We start from the raw sequence: 19,714 nt of genomic DNA, 5'->3' as shown, positions 1-19,714 counted from the left end.
GCAGTGAGTACATCGATTGGACAGCATACGACGACGAATCTCCGGCAATCGGTACGCGTGGAGGAATGCTCTGCCCGCACCTGTGCTCCTCGCGTCTATTCGCGAACACCGCCATCTTCATTCACACCCCAAGCCGACGGACCGCGACCTTCTGCTTGCGACCGCGGAAAGCGGAAGTGCTCGACGGCACTCGAAAATGAAAAACGCTGAGTACGTCCCTGTCTCGCCCAATGAGGCGCGCCGACGCCGTTACCGCTGCTAAACCTGCAACCCGCCTTGGCGCCTGATTGCCATTAGCTGAAGTGAATGGCGAAGGTCGAGGAGGAGTGGTGATTCTTTGTCGTTGCCGCCAGAGACAAGAGCGGACCATGCGACGCTATCCAAACTGGTCCATTCGCCACGCCATCCCTTGTATTTAGCGTGCATGGATAACGAATGTCCGCGGACTGACTCAACGGTGGCTCAGGACCATCGCAAGGCGAACAAAATCGGTGCTCGGGTGCGGCCGGCCGATCATTCGTGGCTAGCCAAAGACCAATGCGCCAACGTGACGGGTATCGAAACCGCTACTCGTGCGTGGAACAAAGCGAACCGCAATAGCATTCAAAAAATCAATTAAAAATCAATTGGTTAGATAAACAAACTCAACTTGTTTCACGAAAAGAGGTCCACCGAACAGTCCGTATCATCGCGAAGCAGCCCGCTCGCCAAATCTGAACGCCCGAAAGACACCCGCAACTCGCCGTCTGTATCAAACACTACATAATCCGTAAAGTTCAAGTCGTCGACCATTGAAAATCACCATAATCCGACCGAGCCAAATCACGCGATACGTTATATCATCTCGCCGTTCACAGCGGAAACGTTATAACATCACATCGAGCGACCGTGTTCAGTCCAAACCCAACATTAATGCCCGCCCGCGCCCTCAACGTCCTGCCTTGGACGGCGCTCCTAATCACAACTGCGGCCAGCGCCCAATCTCAACCGATAAATGACACATCGCTCCAACCGATCTTCGTAACCGCGAACCCGCTAGGCTCAAACGCCTTGGCATCCCCGACAAGCGTCCTCGACGGCACTGCCCTCACACTGCGACGCGCCGACTCCCTCGGCGAAACCCTGAACGGACTGCCCGGAGTTTCGACGACAACCTACGGTCCGATGGTCGGAAGGCCGATCATCCGCGGCATGGACGGGGACCGAATCCGCTTGCTGCAGAACGGCGTCGCGGCTTACGACGCATCGTCGTTGTCCTACGACCACGCCGTGCCCCAAGAATCGCTCTCAGTGGAACGGGTGGAAATCGTGCGTGGGCCGGCGGCGTTGCTCTACGGCGGGAACGCGATCGGCGGAGTAGTGAATACGATCGACAACCGCATCCCGCGCGACCCGATCAAAGGCGTGTCGGGACAAGTCGATGCCAGCTACGGCGGCGCCAACGATGCCCGCGCCGGCGCCGCGCAAGTCGAAGGCGGAAATGGCCGATTCGCCTTCCACGTCGATGCCTTCGATCGCGAGACGAGTAACGAGCGCATCCCCGGATTCGCGCACTCGGATGGTCAACGCGCGCTCGACGGCCCCGATGTCGCGCAACCCTACGGCAGCATCCCGAACAGTGACGGCCGCTGGCACGGCGGCGCCGTCGGCTCGTCCTACACGTGGACGGACGGTTACGCGGGCATCAGCTACAACGGATACGAGGCGAACTATGGCTCGGTCGCCGAGGACGATGTGCGTCTTCGCATGCATCAGGATCACATCGCGGCGTCGTCGGAGATACGCAATCTGCAAGGCCCCTTCAGCCGGTTGAAGCTCGACTTCGCCTACACCGACTACGAGCACAAGGAGATCGACGACGGCGAGACCGGCACGATTTTCCGCAATCACGGATACGAGGCGCGCATCGAGGCGCGGCACCAGAAGATCGGTCCGCTCGATGGCGCGATCGGCGTGCAACTCGGCCAGAACACGTTCTCCGCGCTCGGCGATGAAGCGCTCGTGCCGACATCGCAGACGACGAACGCGGCGCTTTTCGGTCTGGAAGAGTGGACGGTCACGGATGCGCTGAAGTTGAGCATCGGCGCACGCTACGAACACGTGAACATCGATCCGACGTCGGGTGGAAACGAAAAATTCGCCGATTCCCCGAAGCGCGATTTCAACGCAGGCAGCGTCTCGGCCGGCGCGCTGTTCAAGCTGAACTCGGCGTGGAGCCTCGCCGGCAATGTCGCGTACACGGAACGCGCGCCCACGTACTACGAGCTTTACTCGAACGGTCCGCACGATGCGACCGGCCAATATCTGATCGGCAACCCTGACGCGCAAAAAGAAAAAGCGATCTCGACCGATTTGTCGATGCGCTTCGCGAGCGGCGCGAACAAGGCGAGCGCGGGCGTCTTCTACAGCCGCTTTCGCAACTATCTGACGGAATTCAACACCGGCCGGCTCGTCAACGACGACGATGAACCCGTCGCGCCCGGCACCGACGATGCGCTCAACGAAGCCGTCTATCGCGGCGTGCGCGCGGAGTTCTACGGCGTCGAACTGGACGGAACCTGGCGCGTCTTCGACAAGGGCGCGCAACGTCTCGATGTCGAAATCGTCGCGGACTACACGCACGCGCGCAACATCGATACCGGCGAGGCATTGCCACGCATCTCGCCGCTGCGCGCGACGCTCGCGCTCGACTACGCGTATGGGCCGTACGGCGCGAGAACCGAACTGGTTCACGCGTGGGCGCAGCATCGCGTGCCGGAAAACGAACTGCCGACCGCGAGCTACACCACGCTCGGCGTCATCCTGACGTACAAATTTCGCGTCGGCGCGACGAACTGGCTCGCCTTTCTGCGCGGCCAGAACCTGACTAATCAGGAAGTGCGCTACGCGAGCTCGGTCGTGCGGGACATCGCGCCGGAAGGCGGCCGCAGCGTGATGATCGGCTTGCGTACCGCCTTTTGACGGCGAACGCGAGCGTCAAACGCGCGCCGACTTGCGGGCTTGCGTCGACTGATACGGCTCGCCGGCCTTGAAGCGTTCGAGCCGTTCGCTCGCAACCGACAAGGCCGCGAGCGACGCGCGCCGCAACTGATGATCGTAGAGCGACACGATCGCCGCGATCCGCTCGAAGTCCTCGGGCGCGAGGATCCACGAACCGGACGTGCGTCCAATGTCGAAGACGGCGGCCATCGACTGATCCGCGAGCAGCAGTTCTTCGTGCGAGAAATCGCCGTGTCCCGCTTCGGCGAGGAACTTGGCGAGATAGATCGCCTCGGTGACATGCTGCGCCGGCGCGACGTCCGACGAACCCGAGCGCAACGCCGTCAGCGACATATGCGCCACGAGTGCAAGCTCGTCCGCCACTGCGCGCGGGATGGGAAGCAGCTGCGCTTTGCTGAGCCGCGCGCGCGTCGCTTGCGGCGAGCGCTGAAAAGGAATAGTGCGTGACATGCGAGGACCGATGAACGTTGACCTTTTCAGGTTAACGTTCATCGATCGTCGAATCTGAAGGGTGCCGGGCGCGTTCCTGTTCAAAATGTTCGACGACGGCGATCGCGCGCTCGCATTGATCGGCGTCCAGCGTGTGGATGCTGCATTTCTCCGGCTCGACGCCGATCGCCTGCGCGAGCCACTTCATGCCCTTGGAGCGCGCCTCGAAAACATTGCAGCCGTCGCGCCGGACCTTCGCCTGCACGAGCGGTTCGAGAACGGCGTGCAGTTTCACTTTGAGATCGCGCAAGCGGGCATCGGCGAGACGGCCGAGCGGGACGTTACGCGTGCTGCGTGGAAAGATGCCGATCCACGCCTGACAATCGGCGCACAACCAGAGCGGGCCGTGGTCTTCGCGATACGGATAGGCCTCGTCGCCCGCGCGCGTCAGGGTCGCGGGCGCGCCGCAGTAACCGCAATTCGGATGAGGCAGAGGTTTGACAGGTCGGCCGACACGCATCGTCGAAAATCCCGGGCGGGAAATCCAATATAGCAAAACCGTGCATCGTCTTCGAAACGCCACGCGATTGAAAGCTCGATGCATGCCGCGATATCGCAATCTGCTTAAGCAAGCGCGTTCGCGCAGATGCTGCCATGCGCGCCGGCCAAGGAAACCGCGGATCGGGAATTTACTTTTCCGATCCGCGGTATAGGGTAGGAGTGCGTGCTACCCGCCACGCGCTTTCGGGGCTTACAAGCCCCATCCTCAAGTTCGATCAGAAGCCCGGAAGGCGCGGCGTTTCGCGCTCGAAACCGGGTCCCAGCATGCGTGCCCGCGAGTTCGTCGCAGGCTTGCAGTCCTCAATCGGTTTCTTGACTCAAGAAGGTGATGGCGATGAGAGCAACTCTTCTATTGGCCGCATCGGCCGCAAGCGTCTTCGCGATGAGCGCCGTCGCGCAAACGCAGAACATGCAGATGGCGCCGGCCCAAGGCAGCACCGCGCAGCAGAATGCGCAAGACGGCAGCACGGCAACGAACGATTCCAGCTATGGCGGAGCGATGTCGACGAGCAAGTCCGGCAGCGCATCGCGCGATGCCTGGACGGGCAGCACGATGCAACTCTGCACGCCGGGCCTGAGCTGCAACATCTATAGCGGCCAGTAGCAATGTGCGAAGGCGGCGGGGACGCCTTCGACGAATTCGATCCTCGTTCCATTTCGCAGTCCCCCAATGGCGGGGCTGAATCCCTCCCGATGCATGGTTTTTCCAGACGATCGTTCGGTCGATAGTTGAGCCCATCAAAAGACGGCCGCTGATCGGCCCCGCGTGGCGATGCTTCCACACGACAGACTCTTGTCCGCAGCGAAATCAAATAGTCAGCCACGCGGATCTCCGGGCTTCACATTCGTCGAGGCCACGTTCGTTCTCTATGCATAAGCCCATCTGGACAGCCGCGACCGCGCGGCCCGTAAGGAGGTATCCGAAATGAGATCCCATCAGACAAAGCGTGCGACGTTCCTCGCGATCACGATGCTCACGTGCGCCAGCACCTTCGCCGCGACTGCCGCGACCGACGCCGATCCGCTCGCGTTCACGGTTCAGACGCCAACGGGCGGAACGTCACGCCTCATTTACGCCGATGACGACGGCTGGCGCCTCGACGATCGCGATGCGAACCTGAAGCCGACGGAAGCGCGCATCACGCAGGCGTCGACGGAACCGCAAAAGGAAGCGTCGGCGGGCGAGCGGCCGATGACCGTGTTCATCGACGGTCCAACGGGCTTCACTTACGTATGGATACGCGATCAGGGATGGAAGTACGTCGGCCGAATCTCAGGACGCAATCATTGATTCGCGCAGCGCTTGCCGGCATCGTCGGCGTTTGGCTGGTCGCCCATGCTCACGCAGCGGCCGCAGCCGACAACTCGCTGATCGATGCATGGCGGGCCGTGCGCGTCGCCGACTGCGCGCGCTGCCATGGCAAGGATCTTGAAGGACTCGCCGCGCCGTCGATCGTCGGCTTTGCGCGCACGCAGAGCCGCGAGCGCTTCATCGCCGCGATTCTCGACGGCAATCCGCCGTTGGGTATGCCGGCCTATCGCGGCAACGCGCTGATCGAGAATCACATCGACGCGATCTATCGCTACTTCGCGGCGCGCGCCGACGGCAGCATTGCGGCAGGCGCGGTGCCGGCGCGTGAGTCAGACGAGTCAGCTGACGCACCTACACTTAAACAGCGCGCTATCACTCCAGGCGCGAACGGAGGTTGATCGTGAACTCCCCTCAATCCGCCGGCGACGGCGCCGGCTGGACCGACAAGCTCGATGACGCCGCCACGCTCGCGATGCTCGTCACGGCGATCGGCGCGCAGCAGACGAAGCTGGCCGCGAGCAAACACACGGGGCTGAACGGACAGGTCGATCGAGCGCAACATCAGAAGTCATTGCTCGGCGCTTTCGGACTGCTTCGGATAGCTGATGATATTCCGGATGCCGCGCGATTCGGCCCCTTCGCGAAGCACCCGGCGACGTATCGCGCCGCATGCCGCATCTCCAACGGACAGCCGTGTCCGCAGCCGGACACGTCGCCGGACGTTCGCGGCATCGCGCTCAAGTTCTTCACGGAAGAGGGCGCCGAAACCGATCTGCTGATGACCAACGAAGGCGGTCGCTCACATGCGCGCGACGCCGCTCAGTTCATGGCGGTCGCCGATATCATCGTCGCGTTGCTTGCGGAAGGCACGGTGAGCGGGATCGCGCAGGGCTTGCGCGAGATGATGATGGCAAGACTCGGGCCCGTCGAGGGCGCGCGCATTCTGGCGATCCTTTTCAAGGAAACCAGAGTGCATCACGTCGACAGCCTGGCGACGGAGCATTACTGGGGATCGGTCGTGCAACTGGGGCAGGCGGCGATCAAGTATTCGCTGCATCCGCATCCGTCGACGTCCTCGGGGACGAACGCCGAGCGTCATGGCGACAACTATCTGCGCGCCGATATCTGCAATCGTCTGGAGCAAGGTCCGGTCAAGTGGCAACTCGGCGTGCAATTCTTCGTCGATGAACAAACGACGCCCGTCAACGATGCATCCATCGCGTGGAAGTCGGACGTAGTGACCATCGGCGAACTCGAAATCGATGCACCGCCATCCGTCGACGACGAAGCGCGTATCGAACGGCTCGCGTTCAATCCGGCCAACGGCTTCGCGCCGCTCGGCATCACGCACGCACGCAAGGATGTCTACGCGGCGAGCGCCGCGAATCGCGAGGAGCGAGGCGTGCTGTCGAGCGAGGAAGCGAGAGCGTTGCTGGCCGCACGCTAGCGGACGAGCGTCGCGCGGCTGCGCAAGATCGCACGTCGCGCGACGTTTTTCTCCGATAATGATGCCCATTTCAGCAGCGAGCGCTCGCGCCGGGCGCTGCATCGATATCGGAGTCCGCCATGCATCTTGCCGGCATGATCCTTCCGATCTTTGCCATCATTCTCACCGGATGGGTGGCGCGCGTGTCGGGCTACATGCCGCATGCGCTCGCGCCTTCCCTGATGCGCTTCGCATATTACGTCGCGATGCCCGCGCTGGTCTTTCTGACCATCGCCGACGAGTCGCTTCGCTCGCTGCTCGAATGGCGCTTTCTCGCGGCGTTCGGCGGCGGCTCGATGATCTGCTTCGCCGCCGTGTTGCTCGTCGCGCGCATCGTGCGCGGCGCGAGTCTCGCATCCGCTGCGATGCTCGCCGCTGCCGTCGCGATGACCAACACCGGCTTCGTCGCACTGCCGATACTGAAGACGCTCTACGGCAAGCCCGGCGTGCTCGCGGCGGCGGTCGCGACGGTGTTCGTCGGCGCGATCATGTTTCCTGTGCTTGTCGTGCTGGTCGAGATCGGCCGGATGGATGCATCGCGCAAGATCGATGTCACCGCGCTCGTTCGGCAGATCGCGACCAATCCCGTCATTCTCGCGACGATTTGCGGACTGCTGTGGTCCGTCGTCGGATTGACGCTGCCGGTTCCTGTCGCATCGTTTCTCACGATACTCGGCGAAGCACTGACGCCATGCGCGCTCTTCGCGATCGGTCTCGATCTCACGCTCGACGAGTTGCGCGGACGCGTCAATCTCTACGCGCTGTTGACCGCGCTCAAGCTCGCGGTCGTGCCGCTCGTCGTGTACGCGCTGTGCCTCGCGACAAGACTTGGTCACGACGCGACCATCGCCGCGGTCGTGTGCGCCGCCGTTCCGACCGCGAAAAGCACATACGTGCTTGCTTCGGAATACGACGTCGAGAAGGGCGTGGTCGGCGCGGTCATCTCGATGACCACGCTCTTTTCGATCGTCACCTTGCTCGCGTGGCTCTACGTGCTCTAGTTGCGATCACACGTCGCCGAGTTCTTCGTCGACGTTGCGCTCTTCGTCATCGGGCGGCGAAATGCCGAGTGCCTTGTCCCATTGCGGCTCGCTCAGATAGCGCTCGCGCAGGAAGTCGACGAACGCTTTCACCTTGGTCGTCGAACGATGCGAAGTCGGATACACCGCGGACAGCCACAACGGCGGCGCAGCGTAATCGGGCAGCACGCGCACGAGACGGCGTTCGAGCAGATCGCTCGCGGCGACCATCGTCGGCAGATAGACGACGCCCGCGCCCGCGCGCGCGAACTCGAGCAGCAGATGCACGCTATTGGTTTTAAGCACCGCGTTGAGCGCGATCTCATAGCACTCGTTGCCCTTCATGAGCGGCCAGTTGTCGCCCCACGGATAGTGCGCGTAACGCGCGAAATCGTGACGCAGCAAATCGAGCGGCGTCTCGATCGCAGGCTCTTCCTTGAGATACGCGGGCGTCGCGCACAATACGCCGCGCACCGGAAAGAGCTTGCGCTCGACGAGCAGGTTCGACGCGGGCGGATAAATCTGCAGAGCGAGATCGAAGCCTTCCTGCACGGGATCGATCACGCGATCGTTCACCGTCACGACGAACTCGATGCGCGGATGCGCCTCGCGAAACGCGATCAGCGCCTGCGAAAAGTGTCCGAGCGCGAAGCCGGGCAAGACATGAACGTTGAGCGTGCCACAGAGCGATTGCGTTTCGGGAATCGCGCGTCCCGACAGCTCGTTCACTTTCGACACGAGCAGCAGGCAATCCTGATAGTAGGATTCGCCGACTTCCGAAAGCCGCACGGCACGCGTCGAGCGATGAAACAGCGCGACGCCGAAGTGCTCCTCGAGTTGCTTCACACGCGACGTGACAACCGATTTCGCCACGCCGAGCTGCCGCGCCGCGCTCGCGAAACTCTGCGCTTCGGCTGCGCGAACGAAGGCCTCCATCGACATGAAGAGGTCCATGCTTCCTCCTGGCTTATCCCGCGGCTTTTCTATAGCGCAGTGGCGTGGTTCCGAGCCGTTTCGAAAAGAGCGCCGTCATGTGTTGCTGCGACGAAAATCCGCACGCGGCGGCGATATCGACAAGCGGCGCATCGTCCGCGCGCAACATGCGCGCAGCGGCGCCGATGCGCTTCTCCAGCACATAGCGATAGAGCGAATAACCGGTACGCGCCTTCACGCCATCGAAGACCGCGCGCACGGGCAGATCGAGCTCGGCGGCGATATCCGCGCAGGACAGGTTCTGATCGATGTTGTCGGCGACATAAGCTGCGAGCGTTGCGAATGTAGCGTCCGTCAGCGCCGATTTACGTTCGCGCGCGGCGCGTTCGAGATGACGCGTCGTTTCGATCCACGCGAGCGTAGCGACGCACTGCAGTTCCCACGGATCGATCTTGCCCGATCCGTCATGCGCTTTCTGACGCGCATAGCGCACGAGATGACGGATCGGATCGGCGTCGAGATTGCTGCGGCTGCCCGCGCGACGCAACGGTTCCGCGTTGCGATCGGCGATGCGGTCCACGAACGCATCGGCATATCGAAACGCGATGAAGCCATGCCGCACATCGTGCGCGTCGATACGCATGCTGCCGCCGCGCGGATGATACGCGGCCGTTTCCGCGCGAAACGTGAAGGGCGCGGCGGGGCCGTCGTCGTAACGCGTATCGGAGACGATCGTGCCGAGCAGCAGGCAGATCATGTCTGACGAATTGCTCAATTCCAGCGAATAAGGTCGCGGGCCCGAGATGCAGTATTCGAGTCCCGGAACGCCCGCGAGCTTGCTGAAGCGGTCGATGCGAGCGGGCGCTGCAATGGCGCTCATCGTTACGTCTCCTTTTCTCGCGGCTTTCGATGCCGCTGTCCACGCGAGTATAGATGCGAGCGCAGAGCTCTTGCACGCGCGATGGGTCGCCGTTTGCGAACGCCGCGTGCGTGCTTTGTGCGTGGTGTAAACCCGCATCCGCCGGAATCTGTAATTTCCGAAACCTGAAAGACCGATACGCCGCGCCTTCGTAACGTTCGCTCATACGACACGAACGACCGGAGACGACGATGCAAATGCGGCACCCGAAATCAAAGATACGACGACGTCACGCATGCGCGCTCGCCATGCTTGGCGCAACCTGCACGATGGCCCACGCGTCGGGCATTCCCTTCGCGACGGACCGTCCGCAAACGTGGCAGTTCAGCAGCGACTTCGAAGGCACTTATGATTCCTTCGGCCAGAACCTCGAATGGAATCACGACAGCCGCGCATTCGATTCACACGGCAATCAGGTCGCGGGTCCGGGCACGAACACCTTCGTCGGGCTATCGACGTTGATCCACTACTGGAAAGTGCCGTCGCTGCCGCATGTCGGCTTCAACGCGAGCATCACGGTGCCCGCGATCCGCACGCAGGGCTCGCAATTCTCGGCAAGCGGCATTGGCGATCCGCTCGTCGGCGGGCTCGTCTGGTACAACCCCGCGCCCGCGACGACGCTCGGCTTTCAGACCTATGTACAAGTGCCCGTCGGGCAGAACGCGGTATCGACGAATACGTGGTCGTTCTGGCCGTCAGTCTTCTATGACGACTGGTACGGACACCTGAACGTAGACCTCCTGCTCGGCGGCATTCTGCGCGGACGCACGCTGCGCTCGGGTCAGGACGATCTGAGCCCGGGCAACACGTTCCATCTGAATTTGCGTGTCGGCTACAGCATCTCGCCGCCCGACAACCCCTTCGCGATTCCTTTCGTCGGCCTCGACTATCAGACGAGCGGGGGCACCTTCAATCAGACGGCGGGGATGCCGCTTTCCAACAGCGCGAGCCGCGAAACGACCGTGGGACTGGGCGTGCTGTTCCAGTTCAAGCCGAATAGCCTGCCGTTCCTGCACCAGAAGATGTACGACCAGCTTTCGATCCAATACCAACACTCGGTTTCGGGCCGCAACACCACGCTCACCAACGGAATTCTCGTGCAGGCGTGGCACTACTGGTGAGCACATTCAAACGATGGAGACAAACATGAGTGAGACGAACAAGCTTTCTGCCGCATCGCGACGCAGCTTCATCAAGGCCGCTGGCGCAGGAACGGCGGCGGCCGCGTTCGGCGCGGTATCGCTCACGGCGCGCGCGGCGAGCGATGTCAAGTTCGACGCGGAGTATGACGTGGTCGTGTGCGGCGGCGGTGGCGGCGGATTGCCGTGCGCGCTGTTCTCGCGCTGGCTGGGAAACCGCGTGGTGATTCTCGAGAAGGCAGGCAGCGTCGGCGGCACGGCCGCGAAGGCCGCGTTCTGGTACTGGGTGCCGAACAACCAGCCGATGCGCCGCGCGGGCATCGCCGATCCGAAGCCTGATTACATGCGCTATGTCGCGCGTCTGTCGCGGCCCGAGCAATACGATCCGTCGTTGCCGAAGCTCGGTCTGTCCGACTGGGAGTACGAGATGTGCGAGGCGATCTACGACAGCGCATCGCCGGCGGCGGAGTTGCTCGCGAGCAAGGGCGCGCTGCCGTATCGGCATGAAGGCGCGGTGCCGGATTACTGGGCCGAGTTGCCCGAAGACAAGGCGCCGCGCGGCCGCGTGCTGTTTCCTAAAGACGGCTTGCCGAGCATGTCGGACGGCGGCCGCGTCGCGATCCGCACGATGAGCGCGGCAGCACGCCGAGACGGCATCGACATCAAGACGGGTTATCGCGTGCAGAAAGTGCTCGTCGATGAAACGGGCGCGGTGATCGGCGTCGAATCGCTGACGGAAGAGGGCACGCTCTTTCGCGTGCGCGCAAAGAAGGCGGTGATCTTCGCGACCGGCGGCTTCACGCACGATCCCGAGTTGCGCAAGAACTTCCTGCACGGCGCGGTGTATGGCGGTTGTGCAGCGCCAACCAACGAAGGCGATTTCGTGCGGATTTCCAGCGCGCTCGACGTGCAGTTGCGCAACATGAACTACTCGTGGATGGCGCCGATCTCGCTCGACAAGGCCATCGCGAAGGATGGCTCGCTGTCCGGCATCTTCACGCCCACGGGCGATTCGATGCTCTACGTGAACAAGTACGGCAAGCGCGTCGTGAACGAGAAGCTCGCATACAACGAGGTCTGTGCGGCGTTCTCCGAATGGGACGGCGCGAAGGGCGAGTATCCGAATCTCACGCTCGTTTCCATCTGGGATCAGCAGGCGCAGGAGCATTGCGCAAGCGATGACTACGGCAGCCTCATCGTTCCCAAGGGATCGAACGACCGGCACGTACTGCGCGGCAACACGCTTGCGGAACTGGCGGGCGCGATTCGCGAACGCATGGCGAAGTACCAGAGCGCGCTCGGTAGCGCCACGTTGAGCGACGACTTCGTGCGCAGTCTCGACGCGACGATCAAGCGTTTCAACGGCTTCGCGAAGACGGGCGTGGATCAGGACTTCCATCGCGGCGAGCGCATCGTCGAGAAGCTTTTCAACGGACCCGTATCGAAGAAAGCCGATCAGAAGAACGAGACGATGTATCCGCTCTCGGCCAAAGGACCGTATTACGCGGCGCTCATCGTCGCAGGCAATCTCGATACCAAAGGCGGTCCGAAGACCAATTCGCATGGGCAAGTGCTCGATACGCGCGGCGAGCCGATCAAGGGTTTGTACGGCGTGGGCAATTGCGTGGCGTCGGCGTCCGCGCGTGCTTACTGGGCGGGCGGCGGCACGCTCGGACCGATCATCGCGTTCGCGTATCGCGCGGCGCAATCAGCCAATGGAGGTCAATCATGATTCGGATGGCTAACTTAATTGCGATATTCGCGCTCGCCAGTTCTGCGGCACATGCGCAGCAGGACAGCGTCGCGATCGGCAAGAAACTCACGACGAACAACTGCGCCGTGTGCCACACCTTCGGCAAGGGCGAACCCAACGGACAAGGGCCGAATCTCTTCGGCATCGTCGGCAAGCCGATGGCATCGGAGCCCGGATTCAAGTATTCGGCGGGCATGAAGGCGGCCGCGTCGGGCAAGGTCTGGGACGACAAGCTGCTCGACGCGTGGCTCACCGACACGCAAGCCGTCGCGCCCGGCAACGCGATGACCTATTTCGAAGGCGACGAAGCACGGCGGCAAAAAATCATCGCGTATCTGCGCACGCTGCATTGAATCCGACATCAGGAGACTAAAGCATGAACCCCATCACCATGAGCGACGAACAGCGCAAGACCATCGCGCTCGAATATCTGCGCAGGCTCGATCGCGGCGCAGCATTCTTCGATCTCTTCGACGATCACGCCGAAGTCTATTTCCCCAAATGGGGCATCGCGACAGGCCGCGCGGCCTTTGAACAACTCTTCGCGGACCTCGGCTCGATCGTCGCGAAGTTCAAGCACGATCTCGCGTATCTGAACGTGATCCAGCAGGGCGATACGGTGGTCATCGAAGGCACGAGTTACGGCACGACGCAAAGCGGCGTCGACTGGCGCGCGGGCGTCACGCACGCGGGCCGCTGGATCGATGTCTTCGAGATCCGCGACTTCAAGATCCAGCGCTGCTTCATCTATCTCGACCCGGATTACGAAAGCGCGGACACGCAGCGCTATCCGTGGCTCGCGGATAAAAACGCGCAAAAGTAAGTACTTTCCCTAGGGCTGCGATCGAGCACGCATCGTTCGGCAAACGCGAACCTCGATTCATTGCCTCGCAGCGCTCGCCGCCCTAATCTTGATTCCAGCGCGACACCGCGAACGTGACCGCGGACATGGAGACAGACATGCAACAGACCCGACTCGGCAGCCTCGATAACTATCGCAAAGGCAATATCGAAATCATCAAGGGACAGGCATCGCATTACGTGATGTCCAACGTGTTCGACGTGGCGAGCCAATCCGCGCCGTACGAAAAAGTGGTCGTCGGCAAGAACCTCAAGTACGTGATCGAAACGCTGCGCGCGGAAGGCGTGTCGGCGTGGTTCACGGCATCGCACGATGAATTCGTCGTCGCGCTCGATGGCGAGATCGACGTGCACTTCATCAAGCCTTCAGATGGCGCGCTCGTAAGCGCCGATATCGAAGGCTCGGTGAAACTCGAAGGCGAACCCTCCGGCCAGAAGATGGGCTTCGTGCGCTTGCGTCGCGGACATCAGGCGCTGCTGCCTGCGGGCGCGGCGTATCGCTTCGAAGCGAGAAAGACCGGCGTGCTGCTCGTGCAGACGATTGCCGGCGCGGAATCGGTCGAGAAATGGGCCGACATCTGCATCCAGTAACGCCGCCGCGAACTCTCATCTTTCGGAGCAAAAACATCATGGATCAAGCCATTTTTCTGCAAAGCGTCGTCGCCACCGACCCCGATGCGTCCACCGGCTATCGCACGTTCAAGCTCGGCGATTTCGAGTTCAGCCGCGACGCGTATTTCGTCACCGTGAAGTGGCCGGCAGAAGGACAGACGCGCTCGCATCAGATGCACGCCGACGACTTCCTGCGCGCGATGATGCGCGACGTCGCGTGGGGTTTCTTCTACGGCTGGGTCAATTTCGATGAAGTGATCGGCACGCGCAATCACTACGGCAAGGTCGACTTGTATGCCGGCGCGTACAACGCGAGCTTCCGCGAAGCGGGCGTCGATTACACGCAGCAATTCGAAACGCCGATCATCATGGCGACGTTCAAGGCAATCCTGAAGGACTGGGTGAACGAAGGCTTCGATCCGTTCGCGGCTCCCGAGGAAACCGGCTCGGCATTCGGCGCCAAGCACGGCGACAACATCGCGGCGATCGACCGCACGCGCATCGCGACGAAGCGCATGCCGGGCCTCGAAGGCGATTCGCCGTTGCGCGACGACTTCCCGGTGAATCGCCAGTTCGCGGATGTATCGCAAGACGAGCCGGAGATTCATGCGGAGCCTGAATTCGAAGGGCAATTGCACGCGTTCAGCCTCTTCAAGTATCTGTCGCGTTCGGACGTGACGTGGAATCCATCGGTCACGTCCGTGTGCAAGCAAAGCCTCTTTTGCCCGACGACCGAGGAATTCGTGCTGCCGGTTTTTCACGGCAACGATCGCGTCGAGTGGTTCCTGCAACTGTCGGATCAGATCATCTGGGATGTGGCCGACAAGGACACCGGCGAGCCGCGCGCGCGCATCACGATGAACGCCGGCGATATCGCCGCGATGCCCGCCGACATCCGCCACAAGGGTTATTCGCAGAAACGCTCGATGCTTCTCGTCTGGGAGAACGCGACGCCCGATCTGCCGAGGCGCTACGAAAGCGGCGAACTGCCGCCGTATCCGGTCGCGTTCTAAGCCGCCTACGGTTTCCCTTCGACAAGAACGATGCCTTGAAAAAGGCGTCGCGGGGAACGCTTCGTCTTCAATCTTCGACACGAGCAAGACATGCAAACGCAACTCTTCATCGACGGCCGCTTCGTGGCCGCCCTGTCCGGCGAAACGCTCGCGACACTGAATCCGCACGACAACAGCGAGATCGCGCAAGTCTCGATGGCCGGCCGCGAGGATGTCGATCGCGCGGTTCAAGCCGCAAAAAAGGCATTCCCGGCGTGGAGCGCGATGGCGGCGGCGGATCGCGGACGCCTGCTCCTGAAACTCGCCGACGCGATCGAAGCGAACGCCGATGAACTCGCGCGCCTCGAATCGATGGACACCGGCCATCCGATTCGCGATACGCGCAATCTCGACGTGCCGCGCACGGCCGCGACGTTTCGTTATTTCGGCGGCATGGCCGACAAGTTCGAAGGCTCGGTGATTCCTGTCGAAGCCGGCTTTCTCAACTATCTGACGCGCGAACCGGTCGGCATCGTCGGACAAGTGGTGCCGTGGAATTTTCCGCTGATGTTCACGAGCTGGAAGATGGCGCCCGCGCTCGCGGCGGGCAATTGCGTCGTGATGAAGCCCGCCGAACTCACGCCCTTGTCGAGCCTCGCGATCGCGCAGTTGATGGCCGAGGTCGGCTTTCCGGCGGGCGTCGTGAACGTGCTGCCGGGTCTCGGTCACGTCGCGGGTCAATACATCGCGGAGCATCCCGAGATCGGCAAGGTGGCGTTCACCGGATCGACGGCGGTGGGCCGCAAGATCGTGCAGGCATCGAGCGGCAATCTGAAGAAAGTGCAGCTCGAACTCGGCGGCAAAGGGGCGAACGTCGTGTTCGGCGACGCGAATCTCGATGCTGTCGTGCAAGGTTCCGCGTTCGGCATCTTTCATAATCAAGGGCAGGCGTGCATTGCGGCGTCGCGGCTGATCGTGCACGAATCCATCGCCGATGACTTGCTCGAACGCTTCACGTCGCTCGCGCGCTCGATCCGCATCGGCGATCCGCTCGATCCGTCTACGGAAATGGGTCCGCTCACATCGCAGATGCATCGCGATCGCGTGCTTTCGTATGTCGATGTCGCGCGGGAGCAGGGCGGTCGCGTGCTCGCGGGCGGCAAGTCGCCGGACGCCGCGGGGCTCGCGAAAGGCTGCTATGTCGAACCGACCATCGTGCAGGCGAAGCCGACCGATCGCGTCGCGCAGGAGGAAGTGTTCGGCCCGTTCGTCACCGTCAGCACGTTCAAATCGGATGAAGAAGGACTGGCGATTGCCAACGGCACCGAATACGGCCTGGGCGCGGGACTCTGGACGCGCGATCTGCAACGCGCGCATCTCTTCGCGCGGCAACTGAAGAGCGGCATGGTGTGGATCAACTGCTACAAGCGCGTGAGTCCGGGATCGCCTTTCGGCGGCGTCGGCGCGAGCGGATACGGACGCGAGATGGGCTTCGAAGTGATGCGCGAATATACTCAGGCAAAGTCGGTGTGGGTGAATGTCGACGCCAATATTCCGCCTTACTATCCACGTTGAGCGCACCCGAAATCATGCAATCGTTCGTTTATCAGGGCATGCCGTCGCGCGTCGTGTTCGGTGCGGGAAGCATCGAACACGTCGAACGCGAGATCGAACGTCTGGGCGCAAGGCGCGCGCTCATTCTCTCGACGCCTCCGCAACGCGATCAGGCCGAAGCGCTCGCCGAACGCATCGGACATCGCGCGGCGGGCGTGTTCGCCGAAGCGGTGATGCACGTTCCCGTCGAAACGGCGCGCGCGGCGCGGGAGTATGCGGAGCGCATCGGCGCGGATTGCGCGATCGCCATCGGCGGCGGCTCGACGACCGGTCTCGGCAAGGCGATCGCGTTGACATCGTCATTGCCGATACTCGCCGTGCCGACCACTTACGCAGGCTCGGAAATGACGCCGATCTACGGCCTCACCGAAGCCGGCTCGAAGAGGACCGGCCGCGACATGCGCGTGCTGCCGAAAACCGTGATCTACGATCCGCAACTCACGGTCTCGCTGCCTGCGTCGCTTTCAGTGACGAGCGGCATCAACGCGATCGCGCACGCTGCCGAAGGACTGTACGCGCAGGACGCGAATCCCATCGTGAGCCTGATGGCCGAAGAAGGCATTCGCGCGCTCGCGCAAGGCATCGGCAAGGTCGTCCGGAATCCTGAGGATATGAATGCGCGCAGCGATTGTCTCTACGGCGCTTGGCTGTGCGGCGCGGTGCTCGGAAGCGTAGGCATGTCGTTGCATCACAAGCTGTGTCATACGCTCGGCGGTACGTTCAATCTGCCGCACGCGGAAACGCATACCATCGTGCTGCCGCACGCGCTCGCCTATAACCGCGATGCCGCGCCCGGCGCGATGAAGCGCATCGCTCGCGCATTGGACGCCGACGATGCCGCGCAAGGCACATTCGAACTCGCACGAACGAACGGCGCGCCGACCGCGCTCAAGGACATCGGCATGAAGGAGAGCGATATCGACATCGCCGTCGATATCGCGTTGAAAAGCCCGTACTGGAATCCGCGTCCGGTCGAACGCGCGCCGCTGCGTGCGCTGATCGAAGCGGCCTACGAAGGACGACGACCATGAACGAACACCTCACGCAATCCGTCGCCGACGCCTTCGGCCAATGCGCCGATGCGCGCACGAAGGAGATCGTCGTCGCGCTGGTGCGTCATCTGCATGCGTTCGCGCGCGAAGTGAACCTCACGCACGACGAATGGCGACGCGGCATCGAGTTCCTCACGGCGACGGGCAAGAAGTGCGACGGCATCCGGCAGGAGTTCATTCTGCTGTCGGATACGCTGGGGCTTTCCATCGTGCTCGACGACATCAATCAGCATCACGATGAAGCCGCGACCGAGAGCAGTCTGCTCGGCCCGTTCTATCGCGATGGCGTGAAGGAATCGGCGTTCGGCGCGAACATCGCGCAAAGCGATGGCGAGCCGGTGTTCTTTCATGGCACGGTCGGCGACGTGAACGGCAAGCCCGTCGCCGATGCGCTGATCGAAGTCTGGCAAACCGCGCCGAACGGCATGTACGAAGGGCAAGACCCGGATCAGCCGGAAGGCAATCTGCGCGGGCGCTTTCGCACGAATGCCGACGGCGCGTACGCGTTCCATTCGATCAAGCCGACGAGCTATCCGATTCCGACCGATGGTCCCGTCGGCCAGATGCTCGTCGCTACGGGACGTCATCCGATGCGTCCCGCGCACATCCATTTTCGTATCGACGCACCCGGCTACGAGCCGCTGACAACCGCGCTCTACTCGTCCGACGATCCGTATGTGAACTCCGATGCAGTGTTCGGCGTGAAGCGCTCGCTCGTCATCGAGTATGTGGCGAAGGAGGGCGGTTACGAGGTGGCGCGCGATTTCACGCTGCTCGTGAAGGAGCCCGCGTGAACGTTCTTTGCGCGCTCGACGACATTCCCGATGGCGGCGGCTTCGAAGCCGCGCCATCGGTTCTCGTTCTGCGACGCGGCGGCGATGCGTGGGCGTATCGCAACGTTTGCCCGCATTTCTCGATACCGCTCAACTACGAGCCCGACGCGTTCTGGACCTATGAAGGCGCGCTGCTGATGTGCGCGCATCACAGCGCGATGTTTCGCTTCGAAGACGGCGTGTGCGTCGATGGTCCATGCCTTGGCGCGAGCCTCAGGCACATACCCATCCGCATCGACAATGGCCGCGTGCTGATCGAAGGCGAAAGCATCACATAGGATGCGCCGCGACGAAGTTCTTGTACGCGGCATAGGCGTCCTTCTGCGTGTGGCCGTCGTTCTCGAGCAAGCCGTATGCGCCGCCGCCCGGAAGACCCGCCGGATCGTCATAGAGTTGGTACGTCTGAACCGATTCGATGCCGTAGGTCGATGCGAGCGCGACGAACTGCGCCAACATCTTGTTGCCGACGAGATATGCCGCGATCTGCTGATCGGTGCCGAAATTCGGGCGCACGCCGGCCTCGTTGATCCAGATCGGCTTGCCGAGCGCCTGAAGCGCCGCGAGCACGTTGTGACAGCCCGTGCCGCCGCACGCGTTGGTGATGTCGTTCATGTCCGAATACCAGTGCCACGCGGTGATGTCCCAATTCACGACCTCATGCCCCGTGCTGCCATCCGGCTCCGTGCCGGCCGCGAGCATTTGCGCGAAGCCGTAGTGCAGCCAGGTGCCGCCGCCCAGAATGATCTTCCCCGACGTATCGACCGACTTGATGCCCGCGATCATCCCGCGAATGACGCCGCGCAGGATCCTGAACTTGACGGCATCGTATTGCGACGGAAGCACGCCATCGACATTGCCGAGCAGCAGCGCCGATTCCATCTCGTTCGTGACCTCGTAGTACGCATAGCGGCGCGAACTCGCCGTCTGTTGGCCGAGCGCGAAACCGGCGTTGTAGCCGTCGGTTTCGTTGATGAACGTGGCGATATCCATCAGGATCACCGGGTACACGGTCACGCCGCCTGCCGCCATGATGTCGGCGATGCCCGCGAGCTTGTTCGCGGTGCCCTGGCTATAGACCTCGTTGCGATACAGCTTCGCGCCGAGATCCTGCAATTGCGAAAGCTGCAGCGCGGGGCTGGAGATATCGTAGGCGCCGCCTTCATTGTTGTGACCGTTCACGCCGTAGAAGAGTCGCGCGG

Annotated in this window: 21 protein-coding genes; 16 read left to right on the top strand and 5 right to left on the bottom strand. The window is 62.3% G+C overall.

Annotated elements, in window-relative coordinates; translation table 11 throughout:
• The first annotated feature begins 912 nt into the window (after positions 1-912).
• Positions 913-2,961: a TonB-dependent receptor gene (locus NCS67_RS28140; protein ID WP_250437535.1), complete on the top strand. Its 2,049-nt coding sequence runs from the start codon at positions 913-915 to the stop codon at positions 2,959-2,961.
• A 15-nt stretch (positions 2,962-2,976) separates the two neighbouring features.
• Here the strand turns inward: NCS67_RS28140 and NCS67_RS28135 are convergent, their stop codons facing one another.
• Together NCS67_RS28135 and NCS67_RS28130 are read right to left on the bottom strand one after the other, a co-directional pair.
• Positions 2,977-3,450, bottom strand: coding sequence for a hypothetical protein (locus NCS67_RS28135; protein ID WP_008346145.1), 474 nt, complete (start codon positions 3,448-3,450; stop codon positions 2,977-2,979).
• Positions 3,451-3,481: 31 nt separating this feature from the next.
• Complete coding sequence (locus tag NCS67_RS28130) at positions 3,482-3,949, bottom strand: zinc-finger-containing protein (protein ID WP_250437534.1); 468 nt, start codon at positions 3,947-3,949, stop codon at positions 3,482-3,484.
• Between the two features lie 375 nt (positions 3,950-4,324).
• Between NCS67_RS28130 and NCS67_RS28125 the strand changes: the two genes are divergently transcribed.
• From NCS67_RS28125 to NCS67_RS28105, 5 genes are all read left to right on the top strand, one after another.
• Positions 4,325-4,594, top strand: a complete 270-nt coding sequence (locus NCS67_RS28125) for a hypothetical protein (RefSeq protein WP_239295284.1) — start codon at positions 4,325-4,327, stop codon at positions 4,592-4,594.
• Between the two features lie 321 nt (positions 4,595-4,915).
• On the top strand, positions 4,916-5,281 hold the full coding sequence (locus NCS67_RS28120) for a hypothetical protein (RefSeq protein ID WP_008346140.1): 366 nt from the start codon (positions 4,916-4,918) through the stop codon (positions 5,279-5,281).
• Entirely contained in the window at positions 5,278-5,700 is a 423-nt protein-coding gene (locus NCS67_RS28115) for a c-type cytochrome (RefSeq protein ID WP_250437533.1), read from the top strand. Before NCS67_RS28120 ends, NCS67_RS28115 begins: the two co-directional genes overlap by 4 nt.
• A gap of 2 nt (positions 5,701-5,702) precedes the next feature.
• Positions 5,703-6,749, top strand: a complete 1,047-nt coding sequence (locus NCS67_RS28110; protein WP_250437532.1) for a catalase — start codon at positions 5,703-5,705, stop codon at positions 6,747-6,749.
• A gap of 119 nt (positions 6,750-6,868) precedes the next feature.
• Complete coding sequence (locus tag NCS67_RS28105; RefSeq protein ID WP_250437531.1) at positions 6,869-7,789, top strand: AEC family transporter; 921 nt, start codon at positions 6,869-6,871, stop codon at positions 7,787-7,789.
• A gap of 6 nt (positions 7,790-7,795) precedes the next feature.
• On the opposite strand, the gene NCS67_RS28100 is transcribed toward NCS67_RS28105, so the two are convergent.
• Together NCS67_RS28100 and NCS67_RS28095 are read right to left on the bottom strand one after the other, a co-directional pair.
• Positions 7,796-8,761 (bottom strand): LysR family transcriptional regulator, encoded by a 966-nt coding sequence (locus NCS67_RS28100; RefSeq protein ID WP_008346131.1) that lies wholly within the window; start codon positions 8,759-8,761, stop codon positions 7,796-7,798.
• Positions 8,762-8,774: 13 nt separating this feature from the next.
• A complete protein-coding gene (locus NCS67_RS28095) occupies positions 8,775-9,620 on the bottom strand; it encodes a helix-turn-helix domain-containing protein (protein ID WP_250437530.1) in 846 nt (281 codons plus the stop codon).
• 287 nt (positions 9,621-9,907) lie between these two features.
• On the opposite strand from NCS67_RS28095, the gene NCS67_RS28090 reads away from it, so the two are divergent.
• From NCS67_RS28090 to NCS67_RS28045, 10 genes are all read left to right on the top strand, one after another.
• Complete coding sequence (locus NCS67_RS28090; RefSeq protein WP_250437529.1) at positions 9,908-10,780, top strand: transporter; 873 nt, start codon at positions 9,908-9,910, stop codon at positions 10,778-10,780.
• Positions 10,781-10,805: 25 nt separating this feature from the next.
• The gene (locus NCS67_RS28085; protein WP_250437528.1) at positions 10,806-12,530 is read left to right on the top strand and encodes an FAD-dependent oxidoreductase; all 1,725 of its coding nucleotides are present in this window, start codon (positions 10,806-10,808) and stop codon (positions 12,528-12,530) included.
• Positions 12,531-12,535: 5 nt separating this feature from the next.
• Entirely contained in the window at positions 12,536-12,904 is a 369-nt protein-coding gene (locus NCS67_RS28080; protein ID WP_241814150.1) for a c-type cytochrome, read from the top strand.
• 23 nt (positions 12,905-12,927) lie between these two features.
• On the top strand, positions 12,928-13,374 hold the full coding sequence (locus tag NCS67_RS28075; RefSeq protein WP_008346123.1) for a nuclear transport factor 2 family protein: 447 nt from the start codon (positions 12,928-12,930) through the stop codon (positions 13,372-13,374).
• A 137-nt stretch (positions 13,375-13,511) separates the two neighbouring features.
• Positions 13,512-14,003, top strand: coding sequence for a cupin domain-containing protein (locus NCS67_RS28070; protein ID WP_033536925.1), 492 nt, complete (start codon positions 13,512-13,514; stop codon positions 14,001-14,003).
• Between the two features lie 38 nt (positions 14,004-14,041).
• Entirely contained in the window at positions 14,042-15,037 is a 996-nt protein-coding gene (locus tag NCS67_RS28065; protein WP_250437527.1) for a hydroxyquinol 1,2-dioxygenase, read from the top strand.
• Positions 15,038-15,127: 90 nt separating this feature from the next.
• Positions 15,128-16,591, top strand: a complete 1,464-nt coding sequence (locus NCS67_RS28060; protein WP_175980304.1) for an aldehyde dehydrogenase family protein — start codon at positions 15,128-15,130, stop codon at positions 16,589-16,591.
• Between the two features lie 14 nt (positions 16,592-16,605).
• A complete protein-coding gene (locus NCS67_RS28055; protein WP_250437526.1) occupies positions 16,606-17,661 on the top strand; it encodes a maleylacetate reductase in 1,056 nt (351 codons plus the stop codon).
• Positions 17,658-18,476, top strand: a complete 819-nt coding sequence (locus NCS67_RS28050) for an intradiol ring-cleavage dioxygenase (RefSeq protein ID WP_175980306.1) — start codon at positions 17,658-17,660, stop codon at positions 18,474-18,476. Before NCS67_RS28055 ends, NCS67_RS28050 begins: the two co-directional genes overlap by 4 nt.
• On the top strand, positions 18,473-18,793 hold the full coding sequence (locus NCS67_RS28045; protein WP_008346109.1) for a Rieske (2Fe-2S) protein: 321 nt from the start codon (positions 18,473-18,475) through the stop codon (positions 18,791-18,793). The genes NCS67_RS28050 and NCS67_RS28045 overlap by 4 nt, the downstream gene beginning before the upstream one ends.
• On the opposite strand, the gene NCS67_RS28040 is transcribed toward NCS67_RS28045, so the two are convergent.
• The gene (locus tag NCS67_RS28040; protein WP_175980308.1) at positions 18,786-19,694 is read right to left on the bottom strand and encodes a lipopolysaccharide biosynthesis protein; all 909 of its coding nucleotides are present in this window, start codon (positions 19,692-19,694) and stop codon (positions 18,786-18,788) included. The genes NCS67_RS28045 and NCS67_RS28040 overlap by 8 nt on opposite strands.
• Between the last annotated feature and the right edge of the window lie 20 nt (positions 19,695-19,714).

The sequence above is a fragment of the Caballeronia sp. ATUFL_F2_KS9A genome (genome assembly GCF_023630765.1).
In the GTDB taxonomy this organism is placed as follows: Bacteria; Pseudomonadota; Gammaproteobacteria; order Burkholderiales; family Burkholderiaceae; genus Caballeronia; species Caballeronia zhejiangensis.
The sequence above is the reverse complement of the archived record's forward strand: the minus strand, read 5'-3'. Positions and strand labels throughout refer to the sequence as shown.